The sequence below is a fragment of the Pseudomonas sp. ASL9 genome (assembly GCF_056680335.1).
Genome location: NZ_CM155277.1, coordinates 1,098,304 through 1,115,559 on the forward strand (window position 1 = coordinate 1,098,304; position 17,256 = coordinate 1,115,559).

Genomic DNA, 17,256 nt, shown 5'->3' on the forward strand with positions numbered 1-17,256 from the left:
CTAGAATCGCGTCCTTTTTGAAGCCACTCATTGAATTCCTATGCCCCACGATCCAGTTCCTCATGATCCAGAAAGGACCCGCGTCATTGTCGGTATGTCCGGCGGCGTAGACTCTTCCGTTTCCGCCCTCCTGCTGATCGAGCAGGGCTATCAGGTGGAAGGCCTGTTCATGAAGAACTGGGAGGAAGACGATGGAACCGACTATTGCACCGCCCGAGAAGACCTGGCAGACGCGCAGGCCGTTTGCGACAAAATCGGCATCAAGCTGCACACCGCCAACTTTGCCGCTGAGTACTGGGACAACGTGTTCGAGCATTTCCTGGCTGAATACAAAGCCGGACGTACGCCCAACCCGGACATCCTTTGCAACCGTGAAATCAAGTTCAAGGCATTTCTCGATTACGCCATGATGCTCGGTGCAGACCTGATTGCTACCGGCCATTATGTGCGTCGTCGCGACATCGACGGCCGTACCGAACTACTGAAAGGCCTGGACCCGAACAAGGACCAGAGCTACTTCCTGCATGCCGTAGGCGGCGAACAGATCGCCAAGACCCTGTTCCCGGTCGGCGAACTGGAAAAACCTGCCGTACGCGCCATCGCCGAAAAACATGAACTGGCCACGGCCAAGAAAAAAGACTCCACTGGCATCTGCTTCATCGGCGAGCGTCGCTTCAGCGATTTCCTCAAACAGTATCTGCCCGCCCAACCCGGCGAGATCAAGACCACCGAAGGCGAAGTCATCGGCCACCATCACGGCCTGATGTATCACACCATCGGCCAGCGTCAGGGCCTTGGCATCGGCGGGCTGAAAGACGCGAGCGACGACCCGTGGTACGTACTGGTCAAAGACCTGGAGCATAACGAGCTGATTGTTGGCCAGGGCAATGATCATCCATGGCTATTCTCTCAGGCGCTGATCGCGTCGGAAATCTACTGGGTCAACCCGATCGACCTGAGCAGCCCACGCCAACTGACCGCGAAAGTGCGTTATCGCCAAAGCGACCAGAAGTGCACGCTGACACAAACAGCCACAGGCTACCGCGTCACGTTCGAAGCGCCCCAACGCGCAGTGACGCCTGGGCAGTCCGTGGTGTTTTACGATGGCGAAATCTGCCTGGGTGGCGGCGTCATCGAAGTGGCCGAGCCTTGGCACAGCAAGGACAAGCGTTGATGACTCCGATGCAAGAGCAACTGGTCGCCCTAGGGGGTGTATTCCAGGCGGCCGTGCTGGTCGACAAGATTGCCAAAACCGGCCAGGCCAGTGAAGCCGCGCTCGGCTGCATGCTGGGCAGCCTGCTGGTCATGGACCCCAAAGACACGTTGGAAGTCTATGGCGGCGACGATCTGAACCTGCGTGAAGGATATCGCTCACTGCTCAGCGCGCTAGAGCGGGACCCGACCAGCCTGCAACGCGAGCCGCTGCGCTACGCGCTGTCGATGCTGGGCCTGGAACGGCAGCTGGCCAAGCGTGACGACCTGCTTGAAGTGATCGGCAAACGCTTGCCGCAGATCAAGTCCCAGGTCGAACATTTCGGTCTGGTTCACGACAACGTGATTGCCGCCAGCGGTGCACTTTATCAAGACACACTGAGCACATTGCGCCAGCGAATTCAGGTTCACGGCGACATGCGCAACCTGCAACAACCCAACAATGCGTCGAAAATTCGCGCCTTGCTGCTGGCCGGCATACGCTCGGCACGATTATGGCGGCAGCTGGGCGGTCACCGCTGGCAATTGGTTTTCAGCCGTCGCAAGCTGCTGAAAGAGCTTTATCCGATGTTGCGCGGCTGATTCGCAACGCTGTACGGCTACCCCTTTGAACACCAACACTATTAACTATTGCGCGCTCTACGCTGGTCAGTCCGAATCGAACTGACCAGCATTTAATGTATGATACGCGCCCCTTTTCGTTGCCCGACTGTCCGAGATCACCCCATGCAGCTTTCTTCGCTCACTGCGGTTTCCCCTGTTGACGGCCGCTACGCCGGCAGAACCCAGGCCCTGCGCCCGATTTTCAGTGAATATGGCTTGATCCGCTTTCGCGTCATGGTTGAAGTCCGCTGGCTCCAGCGCTTGGCTGCTCACCCGCAAATCACTGAAGTTCCAGCCTTTTCAGCTGAAGCCAATGCCATCCTGAATACGCTGGCCGAGGACTTCTCCACCGTCCACGCCGAACGCGTCAAAGAGATCGAGCGCACCACCAATCACGACGTCAAAGCCATTGAATATCTCCTCAAGGAACAGGCTGCCAAGCTGCCTGAACTGGCCAATGTCAGTGAGTTCATCCACTTTGCCTGCACCAGCGAAGACATCAACAACCTGTCCCACGCGCTGATGCTGCGCGAAGGTCGCGATGGTGTGTTGCTGCCGTTGATGCGTCAGATCGCCGAGTCAATCCGCGAATTGGCCGTGCGTTTCGCTGACGTACCTATGCTGTCGCGCACCCACGGCCAACCCGCCTCCCCGACTACCTTGGGTAAAGAGCTGGCAAACGTGGTCTATCGCCTGGAGCGCCAGATCGCTCAAGTGGCTGCCGTTCCGCTGCTGGGCAAGATCAACGGCGCAGTCGGCAACTACAACGCGCACATCTCGGCCTACCCGGACATCGACTGGGAAGCCAACGCGCGCGTATTCATCGAAGACGAACTGGGCCTGGGCTTCAACCCCTACACCACGCAGATCGAACCGCACGACTACATCGCCGAGCTGTTTGACGCGATCGCTCGCTTCAATACCATCCTGATCGACTTCGACCGCGACATCTGGGGTTATATCTCCCTGGGTTATTTCAAACAGCGCACCATCGCTGGCGAAATTGGCTCCTCGACCATGCCGCACAAGGTCAACCCGATCGACTTCGAAAACTCCGAAGGCAATCTGGGTATCGCCAACGCCCTGTTCCAGCACCTGGCCAGCAAGTTGCCGATTTCCCGCTGGCAGCGCGACCTGACTGACTCTACCGTTTTGCGCAACTTGGGCGTGGGCTTCGCCCATAGCATCATCGCGTATGAAGCCAGCCTTAAAGGCATCAGCAAACTGGAACTCAACGCGCAAAAAATCGCCGCTGAGCTGGATGCATGCTGGGAAGTGCTGGCCGAACCGATTCAAACGGTCATGCGTCGCTACAACATCGAAAACCCGTACGAGAAACTGAAAGAGTTGACGCGTGGCAAGGGCATCAGCGCTGAAGCACTGCAAACTTTCATCGACGGCCTGGAAATGCCTGCGCAAGCCAAGGCTGAGCTGAAAAAACTCACCCCGGCCAATTACATCGGCAATGCCGCGGCTCAAGCCAAGCGCATCTGAGCTGTAGCAACTTTTGCACACGCCCGGCTGTGCCGGGCGTTTTCATTTCAAGGGCTTACAAATGAATCCTGATATTCCTCTTCAATTTCTGGGCGGCATGAGCGCACGTGAATTCCTGCGCGACTACTGGCAGAAGAAGCCCCTGCTGATCCGCCAGGCGCTGCCGGATTTCCAGAGCCCGATCGACCCGGATGAACTGGCCGGTCTCGCCCTGGAAGAAGAAGTCGAATCGCGCATGGTCATCGAGAATGGCGAGCGTCCATGGGAGCTGCGCCGCGGCCCGTTTACCGAAGACGAATTCAGCAAGCTGCCGGAGCGCGACTGGACCCTGCTGGTGCAAGCGGTTGATCAGTTCGTGCCGGAAGTCAGTGAGCTGCTGGAAAACTTCCGTTTTCTGTCCAGCTGGCGCGTTGATGATGTGATGATCAGCTTCGCCGTACCCGGCGGAAGCGTTGGCCCGCACTTCGATAACTACGATGTGTTCCTGCTGCAAGGTCACGGCAAACGCCACTGGCAGATCGGCCAAATGTGCGATTCCGAGAGCCCGCTACTGGCCCATGCAGACCTGCGCATTCTTTCCGACTTCCAGGCCACTGAAGAGTGGACCCTGGAGCCTGGCGACATGCTGTATCTGCCACCGCGCCTGGCCCATTGTGGCGTTGCAGTAGATGACTGCCTGACCTATTCGGTCGGCTTCCGTGCGCCAAGCGCAGCCGAGGTGCTGACCCACTTCACCGACTTCCTCAGCCAGTTCCTGCCGGACGAAGAGCGCTACACCGATGCCGACGTACAACCGGTCAGCGATCCGCACCAGATCCAGCGCGACGCCCTCGATCGCCTCAAAAGCTTGCTGGCCGAGCACATGAACGACGAGCGTTTGCTGTTGACCTGGTTCGGACAATTCATGACCGAGCCACGTTATCCCGAGCTGGTTGTCGGCCCCGAACTGGAAGAAGAAGACCTGTTCATCAGCCTGGAACAGGGTGCGGTGCTGATCCGCAACCCAAGCGCGCGCCTCGCTTGGTCTGAAGTCGACGACGACCTGCTGCTGTTTGCCAGCGGCCAAAGCCGCCTGTTGCCAGGTAATCTGCGCGAACTGCTCAAACTGATCTGCGCTGCCGACGCATTGCACAGCGACAATCTCGAGCCATGGCTGGCCGATGATCAAGCACGTAACCTGCTCTGTGAGCTGGTCAAACAAGGAAGTCTGGGGTTCGCAGATGAGTGATATCCACGTACGTGTGGCTGACTGGCAGAAAGACAACGCGCAAATCCGGCGCATCCGCGAAGCCGTGTTTATTGCCGAACAGTTAGTGCCGCCCGAGCTTGAGTGGGATGCCGAAGACGCCAGCGCCGTACACTTCCTGGCGCTGGAAGGTGATTACCCTATCGGCACCGCGCGCCTGCTGCCGGACGGCCAGATCGGCCGGGTGTCGGTGCTTAAGGATTGGCGCGGCCTGAACGTGGGCGATGCGCTAATGAACGCCGTCATTGGCGAAGCAGAACGTCGCGGCCTGAAGCAACAAATGCTCAGCGCGCAGGTCCAGGCCACACGGTTCTATGAGCGCCTGGGCTTTGTCATTGTCAGCGGCGAGTTTCTCGAAGCGGGGATTCCTCACGTCGATATGGTGCGCGGCACTGCATAAACCCCGCATCGACCTGAAACACCGCGCCGCTCCATTCGCAGGCAAGTCTGCTCCCACGGGGGGTAGATGCCTGACTCAAGGTTAAAGTCAGACTCAGCTTTGTGGGAGCAGGCAAGCCCGCTCCCACAGGGGTATATGCCTGACTCAGGATTAAAGCCAGACTCAGCACTTGTGGCAGGCTTGCCTGCGAAAGCAATCGTCCACGCCCCGCTATCCCCACCCTAGGCTGACTATGCTGGAGCGAAGATACCGGGGCGTTTTGTTGCCTGTGATTCAACTTGACCCAACCCAGGCCGACAAACTGTCAAACTCACGCCATTACACGTCCTCAACTGCGGAGATAACGGACATGTTCCTACGTACCCTGCTTACGTCGCTGCTGATGGCCTGCAGCTTTAGCGCCATGGCCGCGACGGAAGTCGTGCCCCTGAACTATCGCACCAGTGACGATCTGTTGCCGGTGGCCAGGTCTTTTCTGGGCAAGGAAGGCACCGTCAGCGCCTTTCAAAACCAACTGATCGTCAATGCCGAGCCCGAAAAAATTCAGGCGTTACGCAGCCTGATCTCGCAACTGGACAAGGCGTCCAGACGCCTACTGATCAGCGTCGACACCAGTGACAGCAACGACCAAAACGACCAGGACTACGCCACCAATGGTTCGGTGCAGACGCAAAATGGCGATGTCAACGTCCGCAGCCAGACTCAAATAATCCGTAGTGACACTGACAACCGTGAAGGCGGCGTACAACAGGTTCAAGCCAACGAAGGGACACCTGCGTTTATTCAGGTGGGCCAGGCCGTGCCCCTGACAACGAGCCAGATCGACCCCTACGGCCACGCGCAAAACCAAACTCAATACCGCAACGTCACCCAGGGCTTTTACGTCACCGCCAGCCTGACCGGAGAGACGGTGCATCTGAGCATCAGCACCAACCGTGATCGCATGAGTCAGGAACATGCCGACGTAGTGAACGTACAAAGCACCAACACTCAGGTCAGTGGCCGTCTGGGCGAATGGATTACCCTTGCTGGCGTCAGCGAACAATCCCAAGCGGATCAACGGGGATTGGTGCAGCGCCTTACCACCCAAGGTCGGAGCGATATGACTTTGCGCGTAAAAGTTGAGGCGCTGGACTGAACAACAGAACCAAAGCGCCCAGAACTGACTGATAAGTCGTATTAGACCAAAGATGTAGTGCCATAAAAAAAGCACTACAAAACATTTGACGGGTCAAAATTCACGAGGCATCATTGCCCCGCTCCCGCTTATCAGAGGCTCTGCAAAGAGCTTTCGAATCGCTGCTCTAACTTACACACCTGAGCCGATTCGTGTCTGGACCGCCCACAAGGCAGTTTGACGAGGTTGCGACTGGATTGAAGTTGTCCCGAGGGACGGAAGCGTAATACGGTAGATCGGCAATACCTCTGCGTGATCGCATCAAGGCATCCACGAGCCAAACTGCGCGCATCAGACATGCCCTTCGACCCGCACTCTTCCCCTCTCGAGCCTCTCGTTGATTCGTCGAATCCCCGCCAAACCCCAGCTCGACTGCTTAAGCTTTTGACAAGTGAATAGCCAGCAACGTGCCTTCTGAAAACCAGGGCGTTTTGGCGGAGCAGGAATTTTCCACCCGAAACCTATGCGACGAGGTTTATCTCCATGGCACTGACACGCGAACAGCAAATTGCAGCTCTTGAAAAAGATTGGGCTGAAAATCCACGCTGGAAACACGTGACCCGTAACTACTCGGCCGCTGACGTTGTCCGCCTGCGTGGCTCGGTTCAGCCTGAACACACGCTCGCCAAGCTGGGCGCTGACAAGCTATGGAATCTGGTCACCCAAGGTGCCAAGCCTTCCTTCCGTCCCGACAAAGATTTCGTCAACTGCATGGGCGCCCTGACTGGCGGCCAAGCAGTGCAACAAGTCAAGGCTGGCATCCAGGCGATTTACCTGTCCGGCTGGCAAGTAGCCGCGGACAACAACTCCGCCGAATCGATGTACCCTGACCAATCGCTGTACCCGGTGGATTCGGTTCCAACCGTGGTCAAGCGCATCAACAACTCGTTCCGTCGTGCTGACCAGATCCAATGGAAAGCCGGCAAGAACCCAGGTGACGAAGGCTACATCGACTACTTCGCACCCATCGTTGCAGACGCTGAAGCCGGTTTCGGCGGCGTACTGAACGCTTACGAGCTGATGAAAAGCATGATCGAAGCAGGCGCTGCTGGCGTTCACTTCGAAGACCAACTGGCATCCGTGAAAAAATGCGGTCACATGGGCGGCAAGGTTCTCGTGCCGACCCAGGAAGCCATTCAGAAGCTTACTGCTGCTCGTCTGGCTGCTGACGTTGCTGGCGTACCGACCATCATCCTGGCCCGTACCGACGCTAACGCTGCTGACCTGCTGACTTCCGATTGCGACCCTTACGATAAAGAATTCGTTCTCGGCGAGCGTACCCCGGAAGGCTTCTACAAGGTTCGCGCTGGTCTGGACCAGGCTATCTCCCGCGGTCTGGCCTACGCGCCATACGCCGACCTGATCTGGTGCGAAACCGCCAAGCCGGATTTGGCCGAAGCACGTCGCTTTGCCGAAGCGATCAAAAAAGAATACCCAGACCAACTGCTGTCCTACAACTGCTCGCCTTCCTTCAACTGGAAGAAAAACCTGGACGACGCGACCATCGCCAAGTTCCAGCGCGAACTGTCGGCCATGGGCTACAAGCACCAGTTCATTACCCTGGCTGGCATCCACAACATGTGGCACAGCATGTTCAACCTGGCGCACGACTACGCCCGCAACGACATGACTGCCTACGTGAAACTGCAAGAGCAAGAGTTCGCTGACGCTGCCAAGGGTTACACCTTCGTGGCTCACCAGCAGGAAGTCGGCACTGGCTACTTCGACGACGTGACCACCGTGATTCAGGGTGGCCAGTCCTCCGTGACCGCGCTGACCGGTTCGACCGAAGAAGAACAGTTCCACTGATATAGCTTAGACACCTGAGCAAGCGGCCGTTCCAGACCGTTTAAAGAGCAACTGGAATGCCGCATGACTAACGCCCCGACTGGTTCGGGGCGTTTTTTTTGCTGAAATTTTTATGGCGGACTCAGCCGAGCGCTACCCAACCCCATCGCGGTCAAAAAACACTCCCTGCGGCGTATACAAGAACAGGGCTTGCGCGCCTCAGAGCGCACCACGCTCGCTTGAGACATCGCATCCGCACCCAAACATTGATCCAGAGCGGCATTTCATGCAGCGAAAAAGATTAAAAATACCTCTCTTGCAACTTGCGCCAGAGGGCATATAACGGCATTTTCCCCGCAGTTACCTCAAGCAACAGTTTCAAAATCGCCACAAATAATACTGATTATCATTTGGACGATACAATACTCGTTACAACTCCGACAAAACACATTCAACAAAACCCCGGCTAATGCCCGCAGAGTAAGGCCTGCGCCCATTTCGAAGGCCTCAAGGTCCTAAAGTATTAGAAGAATTTCACTATAGAAAATTTACTTGCTCTCTGTTTACCCATAAAATCATCCGGATAGATTTCTCTGCGACATATCGTCACTGCGTTATTTCTTTATCAAGCTCAGAGACCTTTGCTCTCTGTCAAGGATTACCAGCATGCCCGAATCGACAGGTCTGATCGCCCATAACTGGGGTTTCGCCATTTTCCTTTTGGGTGTTGTCGGCCTTTGTGCCTTCATGCTCGGTGTATCCAGCCTCTTGGGCAGTAAAGCCTGGGGGCGAAGCAAAAACGAACCGTTCGAATCCGGCATGCTGCCCACGGGTGGCGCCCGTCTACGGCTTTCGGCAAAATTCTATCTGGTCGCGATGCTCTTCGTGATCTTCGACATTGAAGCCCTCTTTCTCTTTGCCTGGTCTGTGTCTGTCCGCGAAAGCGGCTGGACCGGATTCGTCGAAGCACTCGTTTTCATAGCAATTCTGTTGGCAGGTCTTGTCTACCTATGGCGAGTTGGGGCGCTCGATTGGGCTCCTGAAGGTCGTCGTAAACGGCAAGCGAAGCTAAAACAATGAGGCTTTGTCGATGCAATACAATCTCACCAGGATCGACCCGGATGCGCCTAACGAGGAGTATCCAATCGGCAAACGGGAAACCGTTTCCGATCCGCTAGAAGATCAAGTCCACAAAAACATCTACATGGGCAAGCTTGAAGACGTGCTGAACGGCGCGGTCAACTGGGGGCGTAAAAACTCCCTGTGGCCGTACAACTTCGGCTTGTCGTGCTGCTATGTGGAAATGACCACCGCCTTCACGGCGCCCCACGACATCGCACGCTTTGGCGCCGAGGTTATCCGGGCATCACCGCGCCAGGCGGATTTCATGGTTATTGCCGGGACCTGCTTCATCAAGATGGCGCCGATCATCCAGCGCCTCTATGAGCAAATGCTCGAGCCAAAATGGGTTATTTCCATGGGTTCGTGTGCTAACTCCGGTGGCATGTACGACATCTATTCAGTGGTTCAGGGGGTAGACAAGTTCCTCCCCGTGGATGTCTACGTACCTGGCTGCCCGCCCCGCCCCGAGGCTTTCCTGCAAGGCTTGATGCTGCTGCAGGAGTCTATTGGCCAGGAGCGTCGTCCCCTTTCCTGGGTCGTCGGTGATCAAGGCGTCTATCGCGCCGAGATGCCGTCGCAAAAGGAACAGCGCCGCGAACAGCGTATCCAGGTCACCAACCTGCGCAGCCCCGACGAAGTCTGATCCAGCTCTTTCTTTTTACAAAAGAGACAAGACTCTGGGTTCATTCTTTACGTTGACCGAAAGCGATCGAGACCATGACTGCAGGCACCGCTCTGTACATCCCGCCTTACAAGGCTGACGACCAAGACGTCGTCGTTGAATTGAATACCCGTTTTGGCCCTGAGACGTTCACCGTCCAGTCAACCCGCACCGGCATGCCCGTGTTGTGGGTTGCCCGCGCCAAACTGGTCGAAGTGCTGACCTTCCTGCGCCAGCTGCCAAAACCCTACGTCATGCTGTATGACCTGCATGGTGTCGATGAACGCTTGCGCACTCATCGCCGCGGCTTGCCGGGTGCGGACTTCAGCGTGTTCTACCACCTGCTGTCGATCGAACGTAATAGTGACGTAATGATCAAGGTGGCCTTGTCTGAGGGCGACCTCAGCTTGCCGACCATCACCGGCATCTGGCCCAACGCCAACTGGTACGAGCGTGAAGTGTGGGACATGTTCGGCATCGACTTTGCCGGCCACCCGCACCTGACCCGGATCATGATGCCGCCCACCTGGGAAGGTCACCCGCTGCGCAAGGATTTCCCCGCGCGCGCTACCGAATTCGATCCGTTCAGCCTGACCCTGGCCAAACAGCAGCTCGAAGAAGAAGCCGCACGCTTCCGTCCTGAAGACTGGGGCATGAAACGTTCGAGCGCGAATGAGGACTATATGTTCCTCAACCTCGGCCCGAACCACCCATCTGCTCACGGCGCATTCCGCATCATCCTGCAACTGGACGGTGAAGAAATCGTCGATTGCGTCCCGGACGTTGGCTACCACCACCGTGGTGCCGAGAAGATGGCCGAGCGTCAGTCCTGGCACAGTTTCATTCCGTACACCGACCGTATCGACTACCTCGGCGGCGTGATGAACAACCTGCCGTACGTGCTTGCGGTCGAGAAACTGGCCGGCATCAAGGTGCCGGAGAAGGTCGACACCATCCGCATCATGATGGCCGAGTTCTTCCGTATCACCAGCCACCTGTTGTTCCTGGGTACCTACATCCAGGACGTGGGCGCAATGACCCCGGTGTTCTTCACTTTCACCGACCGTCAACGCGCTTACACCGTGATCGAGGCCATTACCGGCTTCCGTCTGCACCCGGCCTGGTACCGCATCGGTGGTGTTGCTCACGACCTGCCACGCGGTTGGGACAAGCTGGTCAAGGACTTCGTCGACTGGTTGCCGAAACGTCTGGACGAGTATCAGAAAGCCGCACTGGATAACAGTATCCTGCGCGGCCGGACCATCGGTGTCGCCGCGTACAACACCAAAGAAGCGCTGGAATGGGGCGTCACTGGCGCTGGTTTGCGTTCCACCGGTCTGGACTTCGACCTGCGCAAGGCACGCCCTTATTCGGGCTACGAGAACTTCGAGTTCGAAATACCGCTGGCCGTCAATGGCGATGCCTATGACCGTTGCATCGTGCGCGTCGAAGAAATGCGCCAGAGCATCCGGATCATCGACCAGTGCATGCGCAACATGCCGGAAGGCCCGTACAAGGCGGATCACCCGCTGACCACGCCGCCGCCCAAAGAGCGCACCTTGCAGCACATCGAAACCCTGATCACGCACTTCCTGCAAGTTTCGTGGGGCCCGGTCATGCCGGCCAACGAATCCTTCCAGATGATCGAAGCGACCAAGGGCATCAACAGCTATTACCTGACGAGCGACGGCGGCACCATGAGCTACCGTACCCGGATTCGCACCCCAAGCTTCCCGCATCTGCAGCAGATCCCTTCGGTGATCAAAGGCAGCATGGTCGCGGACTTGATCGCGTACCTGGGTAGTATCGATTTCGTTATGGCCGACGTGGACCGCTAAGCATGAACAGCCCGCTTATCCAGACAGACCGTTTCGCATTGAGCGAAACCGAGCGCTCGGCCATCGAGCATGAGATGCACCACTACGAAGACCCGCGCGCGGCGTCTATCGAAGCGCTGAAAATCGTCCAAAAAGAACGTGGCTGGGTGCCTGATGGCGCTATTTATGCCATCGGCGAAATCCTTGGCATTCCGGCCAGCGACGTTGAAGGTGTGGCGACGTTTTATAGCCAGATCTTCCGCCAGCCTGTCGGCCGTCACATCATCCGCGTCTGCAACAGCATGGTTTGCTTCATCGGCGGCCACGAGTCAGTGCTCAGCGAAATCCAGACTTCGCTGGGTATCGGCCTGGGTCAAACCACCGCCGACAACCGTTTTACCTTGCTGCCTGTCTGCTGCCTGGGCAACTGCGACAAGGCCCCGGCCTTGATGATCGATGACGATACTTTCGGCGACGTACAGCCTGCTGGCGTAGCCAAGATGCTGGAGGGTTACCTATGACCATCACGTCTTTCGGCCCCGCCAATCGCATTGCGCGCACGGCAGAAACTCACCCGCTCACCTGGCGCTTGCGCGATGACGGCGAACCGGTTTGGCTTGATGAATATCAAACCAAAAACGGCTATGCCGCTGCCCGCAAGGCTTTCGCCCAGCAATCGCCTGACGAAATCGTTCAAGCAGTCAAGGACTCCGGTCTCAAGGGTCGTGGCGGCGCAGGCTTTCCCACGGGGGTTAAGTGGGGCCTGATGCCCAAAGATGAATCCATGAACATCCGTTATTTGCTGTGCAACGCGGATGAAATGGAACCCAACACCTGGAAAGACCGCATGCTGATGGAGCAACTGCCCCATTTGCTGGTCGAGGGCATGCTAATCAGCGCCCGGGCGTTGAAAGCCTATCGTGGCTACATCTTCCTGCGCGGCGAATACACCACCGCCGCCAAGAACCTCAGGCGCGCCGTGAAAGAGGCCGAAGCGGTCGGTTTGTTGGGCAAGAACATTCTGGGCAGCGGTTTTGATTTCGAACTGATTGTCCACACCGGCGCCGGGCGTTATATCTGCGGCGAAGAAACCGCGCTGATCAACTCCCTGGAAGGCCGTCGCGCCAACCCACGCTCCAAGCCACCCTTCCCTGCCGCCGTTGGCGTCTGGGGCAAGCCGACGTGTGTGAATAACGTCGAGACCCTGTGCAACGTGCCGGCGATCGTCGAAAACGGCAACGACTGGTACAAATCCCTGGCCCGCGCTGGCAGTGAAGACCAGGGCACCAAGCTGATGGGTTTCTCCGGCAAAGTGAAGAACCCTGGCCTGTGGGAGCTGCCTTTCGGTGTGCCCGCACGCGAGTTGTTCGAAGACTACGCCGGCGGCATGCGCGATGGTTTCAAGCTCAAGTGCTGGCAGCCAGGGGGCGCCGGTACCGGCTTCCTGTTACCTGAACACCTCGACGCACAAATGTACGCCGGTGGCATTGCCAAGGTCGGCACCCGGATGGGTACTGGTCTGGCCATGGCCGTCGACGACAGCGTCAACATGGTTTCCCTGCTGCGCAACATGGAAGAGTTCTTCGCCCAGGAGTCCTGCGGCTTCTGCACCCCCTGCCGCGATGGCCTGCCGTGGAGCGTGAAGATCCTGCGCGCCATCGAGCGTGGCGAAGGCCAACCGGGCGATATCGAAACGCTGCTGGGGTTGGTCAACTTCCTCGGCCCTGGCAAAACCTTCTGCGCCCACGCACCGGGCGCCGTGGAACCTCTGGGCAGCGCAATCAAATATTTCCGGCCGGAATTCGAAGCAGGCATCGCGCCACAGCGTGATGCCAACGCGACCCTGGCACAGCGACCGATTGTGGTTGGCGCATAACAAGACAGAAAAGGTCGGCAGCCCATAAAGCCGCCGACCTCATACCCGATGACGCCTTACAGGCTGTTTGATACGGGTAGCACCGAGATTCCATTAGCCACGCCCGCTCACAACGGGCCAACGAAGAACTTTGAACCATGGCCACTATCCACGTAGACGGCAAAGCGCTCGAGGTCGATGGCGCAGACAACCTGTTACAGGCATGTCTGTCGCTAGGCCTCGACATTCCTTATTTCTGCTGGCACCCCGCCCTTGGCAGCGTTGGCGCTTGTCGCCAATGCGCAGTCAAGCAGTACAGTGACGAGAACGACAAACGTGGTCGTATCGTCATGTCCTGCATGACCCCCGCCACTGACGGCAGCTGGATTTCCATCGACGACGAGGAGGCCAAGGTCTTCCGCGCCAGCGTCGTCGAATGGCTGATGACCAACCACCCGCACGACTGCCCTGTCTGCGAAGAAGGCGGTCATTGCCACCTGCAAGACATGACTGTGATGACCGGCCACAACGAGCGCCGTTATCGCTTCACCAAACGTACCCACCAGAACCAGGAACTCGGCCCGTTCATCGCTCACGAGATGAACCGCTGCATCGCCTGCTACCGTTGCGTACGCTTCTATAAAGACTACGCCGGCGGCACTGACCTGGGCGTGTTCGGCGCTCACGACAATGTGTACTTCGGCCGTGTCGAAGACGGCACGCTGGAAAGCGAGTTCTCCGGCAACCTCACCGAGGTCTGCCCGACCGGTGTGTTCACCGACAAAACTCACTCAGAGCGTTACAACCGCAAATGGGACATGCAGTTTTCACCGAGCATCTGCCATGGTTGCTCCAGCGGCTGCAACATCAGCCCCGGCGAGCGCTACGGTGAGATCCGTCGTATCGAAAACCGCTACAACGGCTCGGTCAACCAGTACTTCCTGTGTGACCGTGGTCGTTTCGGTTATGGCTACGTCAACCGTGAAGACCGTCCGCGCCAGCCGCTATTGGCTGATGGCAACGTCAAACTGGGCCTGGACGCTGCGCTGGACAAGGCTGCCGATTTGCTCCGTGGCCGTAACATCGTCGGTATCGGCTCACCCCGCGCCAGCCTGGAAAGCAACTTTGCCCTGCGCGAACTGGTCGGTGCCGAGCACTTCTACTCCGGTATCGAAGCCGGTGAACTGGAACGCCTGCGTCTAATCGTCAAGGTGCTCAATGAGAGCCCGCTGCCGATCCCGACAATGCGTGACATCGAAGATCACGATGCAATTTTCGTCCTCGGCGAAGACTTGACCCAAACCGCAGCACGTATGGCCCTGGGCCTGCGTCAAGCCGTCAAGGGCAAGGCCGAAGACATGGCTGCGGCGATGAAAGTCCAGCCGTGGCTCGATGCTGCAGTGAAGAACATCGGCCAGCATGAATTGAACCCGCTGTTCATCGCCAGCCTCGCCGAGACCCGTCTCGATGACATCGCCGAAGAATGCGTTCACGCGGCACCCGACGATCTGGCGCGCATCGGTTTTGCCGTCGCCCACGCCCTGGATGCCAGCGCGCCTGCGGTCGAAGGTTTGGACTCCGAAGCGCTTGGCCTGGCCCAGCGCATCGCCGCTGCCCTGCTCGCAGCCAAGCGTCCGCTGATCATCTCCGGCAGCTCCCTGGGCTCGACCGCACTGATCGAGGCTGCGGCGAACATTGCCAAAGCATTGAAGCTGCGCGACAAACAAGGATCGATCAGCCTGATCGTGCCGGAGGCCAACAGCATGGGCCTGGCAATGTTCGACGGCGGTTCCCTCGACGACGCGTTGCAGGCTGTCATTTCCGGCAAAGCTGACGCCATGGTGGTGTTGGAAAACGATCTGTATCGCCGCGTCGACGCTGCCACGGTCGATGCTGCGTTCGATGCTGCGAAAGTAGTGATCGTCGCTGACCATCAGAAAACCCCAACCAGCGATCGCGCCGATCTGGTACTGCCGGCAGCCAGCTTCGCTGAAGGCGACGGCACCCTGGTCAGCCAGGAAGGTCGCGCCCAGCGCTTCTTCCAGGTGTATGACCCGACTTACCTGGACGCCAGCATTCTGGTCCACGAAGGTTGGCGCTGGTTGCACGCCCTGCGCAGCACCCTGCTGAACAAACCGCTGGACTGGACGCTGCTCGATCACGTCACCGAAGCCTGCGCCGCCAGCACCGCGCAATTGGCCGGGATCGTCAACGCTGCGCCGTCCGCTTCGTTCCGGATCAAAGGGTTGAAACTGGCGCGTGAACCGCTGCGGTACAGCGGTCGCACGGCCATGCGCGCCAACATCAGCGTGCATGAACCGCGTACGTCGCAAGACAACGACACCGCATTTTCCTTCTCCATGGAAGGTTACTCGGGTTCGGCAGAACCTCGTCAGCAGGTGCCTTTTGCCTGGTCGCCGGGTTGGAACTCGCCACAAGCCTGGAACAAGTTTCAAGACGAAGTCGGCGGCCACCTGCGTGCGGGTGATCCGGGAACTCGCTTGATCGAAAGCAAGGGTGATGGCCTGTCCTGGTTCGCCAGCATACCGAGCGCGTTTTCCCCGGCTCGCGGTACGTGGCAAGTGGTCCCGTTCTACCACCTGTTCGGCAGCGACGAAACGTCGTCCAAAGCCGCACCGGTCCAGGAACGCATTCCAGAAGCCTACGTGGCGCTGGCCAAATCCGAAGCGGATCGTCTGGGTGTCAACGACGGCGCCATGCTCAACCTGAGCGTTGCCGGTCATACCCTGCGTCTGCCGCTGCGGATCAATGAAGAGCTGGGCGCCGGTCTCGTGGCCCTGCCTGCCGGTCTGGCTGGAATCCCACCTGCGGTGTTCGGCAAAACCGTTGATGGTCTGCAGGAGGCAGCGCTATGACCTGGTTCACCCCTGAAGTGATCGATGTGATCATCTCGGTTCTCAAAGCCATCGTGATTCTCCTGGCGGTCGTGATCTGCGGCGCATTGCTGAGCTGGGTCGAGCGTCGTTTGCTCGCCCTCTGGCAGGATCGTTATGGCCCTAACCGGGTTGGTCCCTTCGGTGCGTTCCAGATTGCTGCCGACATGATCAAGATGTTCTTCAAGGAAGACTGGACACCACCGTTCGCCGACAAGGTGATTTTCACCCTGGCACCGGTCATGGCCATGAGCTCCTTGTTGATCGCCTTCGCGATCATCCCGATCACCCCGACCTGGGGCGTGGCGGATCTGAACATCGGCGTGCTGTTCTTCTTCGCCATGGCCGGTTTGTCGGTCTACGCAGTGCTGTTTGCTGGCTGGTCGAGCAACAACAAGTTCGCCCTGCTCGGCAGCCTCCGGGCTTCAGCACAGACCGTGTCCTATGAAGTGTTCATGGGCCTGGCGCTGATGGGCATCGTGGTGCAGGTTGGCTCGTTCAACATGCGCGATATCGTCGAGTACCAGGCACAGAACCTGTGGTTCATCATTCCGCAGTTTTTCGGCTTCTGTACGTTCTTTATCGCGGGCGTTGCAGTGACTCACCGTCACCCGTTCGACCAACCGGAAGCTGAACAAGAGTTGGCCGATGGTTACCACATCGAATATGCCGGCATGAAGTGGGGCATGTTCTTCGTTGGTGAGTACATCGGTATCTTGCTGATCTCGGCGCTGCTGGTGACCTTGTTCTTCGGCGGCTGGCATGGCCCGTTCAACATCCTGCCTTCGCTGTCGTTTTTCTGGTTCGCCCTGAAGACCGCGTTTTTCATCATGCTCTTCATTCTGTTGCGCGCTGCTATTCCGCGCCCACGGTATGACCAGGTGATGGATTTCAGCTGGAAATTCTGTCTGCCGCTGACCCTGATCAATTTGCTGGTGACCGCTGCGATCGTGTTGTTGAACACGCCCGCTGGCGCGGTTCAGTGAG

At 58.0% G+C, this 17,256-nt stretch carries 14 protein-coding genes; all 14 read left to right on the forward strand.

Annotated elements, in window-relative coordinates:
• The first annotated feature begins 40 nt into the window (after positions 1-40).
• The 14 genes from mnmA (at position 41) to nuoH (ending at position 17,255) form a co-directional block, all read left to right on the forward strand.
• The gene (gene mnmA, locus AC1ME2_RS05110) at positions 41-1,174 is read left to right on the forward strand and encodes a tRNA 2-thiouridine(34) synthase MnmA (RefSeq protein WP_480439716.1); all 1,134 of its coding nucleotides are present in this window, start codon (positions 41-43) and stop codon (positions 1,172-1,174) included.
• A complete protein-coding gene (gene hflD / locus AC1ME2_RS05115) occupies positions 1,174-1,794 on the forward strand; it encodes a high frequency lysogenization protein HflD (RefSeq protein ID WP_480439718.1) in 621 nt (206 codons plus the stop codon). The genes mnmA and hflD overlap by 1 nt, the downstream gene beginning before the upstream one ends.
• Positions 1,795-1,938: 144 nt before the next feature.
• Positions 1,939-3,309 carry an adenylosuccinate lyase gene (purB, locus tag AC1ME2_RS05120; RefSeq protein ID WP_480439719.1) on the forward strand — a complete coding sequence of 457 codons (1,371 nt, stop codon included), beginning with the start codon at positions 1,939-1,941 and terminating at the stop codon, positions 3,307-3,309.
• Positions 3,310-3,370: 61 nt separating this feature from the next.
• On the forward strand, positions 3,371-4,537 hold the full coding sequence (locus tag AC1ME2_RS05125) for a ribosomal protein uL16 3-hydroxylase (protein ID WP_480439720.1): 1,167 nt from the start codon (positions 3,371-3,373) through the stop codon (positions 4,535-4,537).
• Positions 4,530-4,955 carry a GNAT family N-acetyltransferase gene (locus AC1ME2_RS05130; RefSeq protein ID WP_480439721.1) on the forward strand — a complete coding sequence of 142 codons (426 nt, stop codon included), beginning with the start codon at positions 4,530-4,532 and terminating at the stop codon, positions 4,953-4,955. Before AC1ME2_RS05125 ends, AC1ME2_RS05130 begins: the two co-directional genes overlap by 8 nt.
• Before the next feature lie 349 nt (positions 4,956-5,304).
• Positions 5,305-6,093, forward strand: a complete 789-nt coding sequence (locus AC1ME2_RS05135; protein ID WP_480439722.1) for a secretin N-terminal domain-containing protein — start codon at positions 5,305-5,307, stop codon at positions 6,091-6,093.
• Positions 6,094-6,615: 522 nt separating this feature from the next.
• Complete coding sequence (aceA, locus tag AC1ME2_RS05140) at positions 6,616-7,941, forward strand: isocitrate lyase (RefSeq protein ID WP_480439723.1); 1,326 nt, start codon at positions 6,616-6,618, stop codon at positions 7,939-7,941.
• A gap of 645 nt (positions 7,942-8,586) precedes the next feature.
• The gene (locus tag AC1ME2_RS05145; RefSeq protein WP_219064414.1) at positions 8,587-9,000 is read left to right on the forward strand and encodes an NADH-quinone oxidoreductase subunit A; all 414 of its coding nucleotides are present in this window, start codon (positions 8,587-8,589) and stop codon (positions 8,998-9,000) included.
• A gap of 10 nt (positions 9,001-9,010) precedes the next feature.
• Positions 9,011-9,685, forward strand: a complete 675-nt coding sequence (locus tag AC1ME2_RS05150) for a NuoB/complex I 20 kDa subunit family protein (RefSeq protein WP_397452470.1) — start codon at positions 9,011-9,013, stop codon at positions 9,683-9,685.
• Between the two features lie 74 nt (positions 9,686-9,759).
• Positions 9,760-11,541: an NADH-quinone oxidoreductase subunit C/D gene (gene nuoC / locus AC1ME2_RS05155; RefSeq protein ID WP_480439724.1), complete on the forward strand. Its 1,782-nt coding sequence runs from the start codon at positions 9,760-9,762 to the stop codon at positions 11,539-11,541.
• A 2-nt stretch (positions 11,542-11,543) separates the two neighbouring features.
• Entirely contained in the window at positions 11,544-12,041 is a 498-nt protein-coding gene (gene nuoE / locus AC1ME2_RS05160) for an NADH-quinone oxidoreductase subunit NuoE (protein WP_480439725.1), read from the forward strand.
• Complete coding sequence (gene nuoF, locus AC1ME2_RS05165; RefSeq protein WP_480439726.1) at positions 12,038-13,396, forward strand: NADH-quinone oxidoreductase subunit NuoF; 1,359 nt, start codon at positions 12,038-12,040, stop codon at positions 13,394-13,396. The genes nuoE and nuoF overlap by 4 nt, the downstream gene beginning before the upstream one ends.
• A 137-nt stretch (positions 13,397-13,533) precedes the next feature.
• Entirely contained in the window at positions 13,534-16,251 is a 2,718-nt protein-coding gene (nuoG, locus tag AC1ME2_RS05170) for an NADH-quinone oxidoreductase subunit NuoG (RefSeq protein WP_480439727.1), read from the forward strand.
• Positions 16,248-17,255, forward strand: coding sequence for an NADH-quinone oxidoreductase subunit NuoH (gene nuoH / locus AC1ME2_RS05175; protein ID WP_480439728.1), 1,008 nt, complete (start codon positions 16,248-16,250; stop codon positions 17,253-17,255). Before nuoG ends, nuoH begins: the two co-directional genes overlap by 4 nt.
• The last annotated feature ends 1 nt before the right edge of the window (position 17,256 follow it).

Bases quoted from the DNA above. Each gene is read 5' to 3' on its own strand.
- mnmA (WP_480439716.1), top strand. From the start codon at position 41: ATGCCCCACGATCCAGTTCCTCATGATCCAGAAAGGACCCGCGTCATT.
- hflD (WP_480439718.1), top strand. From the start codon at position 1,174: ATGACTCCGATGCAAGAGCAACTGGTCGCCCTAGGGGGTGTATTCCAG.
- purB (WP_480439719.1), top strand. From the start codon at position 1,939: ATGCAGCTTTCTTCGCTCACTGCGGTTTCCCCTGTTGACGGCCGCTAC.
- AC1ME2_RS05125 (WP_480439720.1), top strand. From the start codon at position 3,371: ATGAATCCTGATATTCCTCTTCAATTTCTGGGCGGCATGAGCGCACGT.
- AC1ME2_RS05130 (WP_480439721.1), top strand. From the start codon at position 4,530: ATGAGTGATATCCACGTACGTGTGGCTGACTGGCAGAAAGACAACGCG.
- AC1ME2_RS05135 (WP_480439722.1), top strand. From the start codon at position 5,305: ATGTTCCTACGTACCCTGCTTACGTCGCTGCTGATGGCCTGCAGCTTT.
- aceA (WP_480439723.1), top strand. From the start codon at position 6,616: ATGGCACTGACACGCGAACAGCAAATTGCAGCTCTTGAAAAAGATTGG.
- AC1ME2_RS05145 (WP_219064414.1), top strand. From the start codon at position 8,587: ATGCCCGAATCGACAGGTCTGATCGCCCATAACTGGGGTTTCGCCATT.
- AC1ME2_RS05150 (WP_397452470.1), top strand. From the start codon at position 9,011: ATGCAATACAATCTCACCAGGATCGACCCGGATGCGCCTAACGAGGAG.
- nuoC (WP_480439724.1), top strand. From the start codon at position 9,760: ATGACTGCAGGCACCGCTCTGTACATCCCGCCTTACAAGGCTGACGAC.
- nuoE (WP_480439725.1), top strand. From the start codon at position 11,544: ATGAACAGCCCGCTTATCCAGACAGACCGTTTCGCATTGAGCGAAACC.
- nuoF (WP_480439726.1), top strand. From the start codon at position 12,038: ATGACCATCACGTCTTTCGGCCCCGCCAATCGCATTGCGCGCACGGCA.
- nuoG (WP_480439727.1), top strand. From the start codon at position 13,534: ATGGCCACTATCCACGTAGACGGCAAAGCGCTCGAGGTCGATGGCGCA.
- nuoH (WP_480439728.1), top strand. From the start codon at position 16,248: ATGACCTGGTTCACCCCTGAAGTGATCGATGTGATCATCTCGGTTCTC.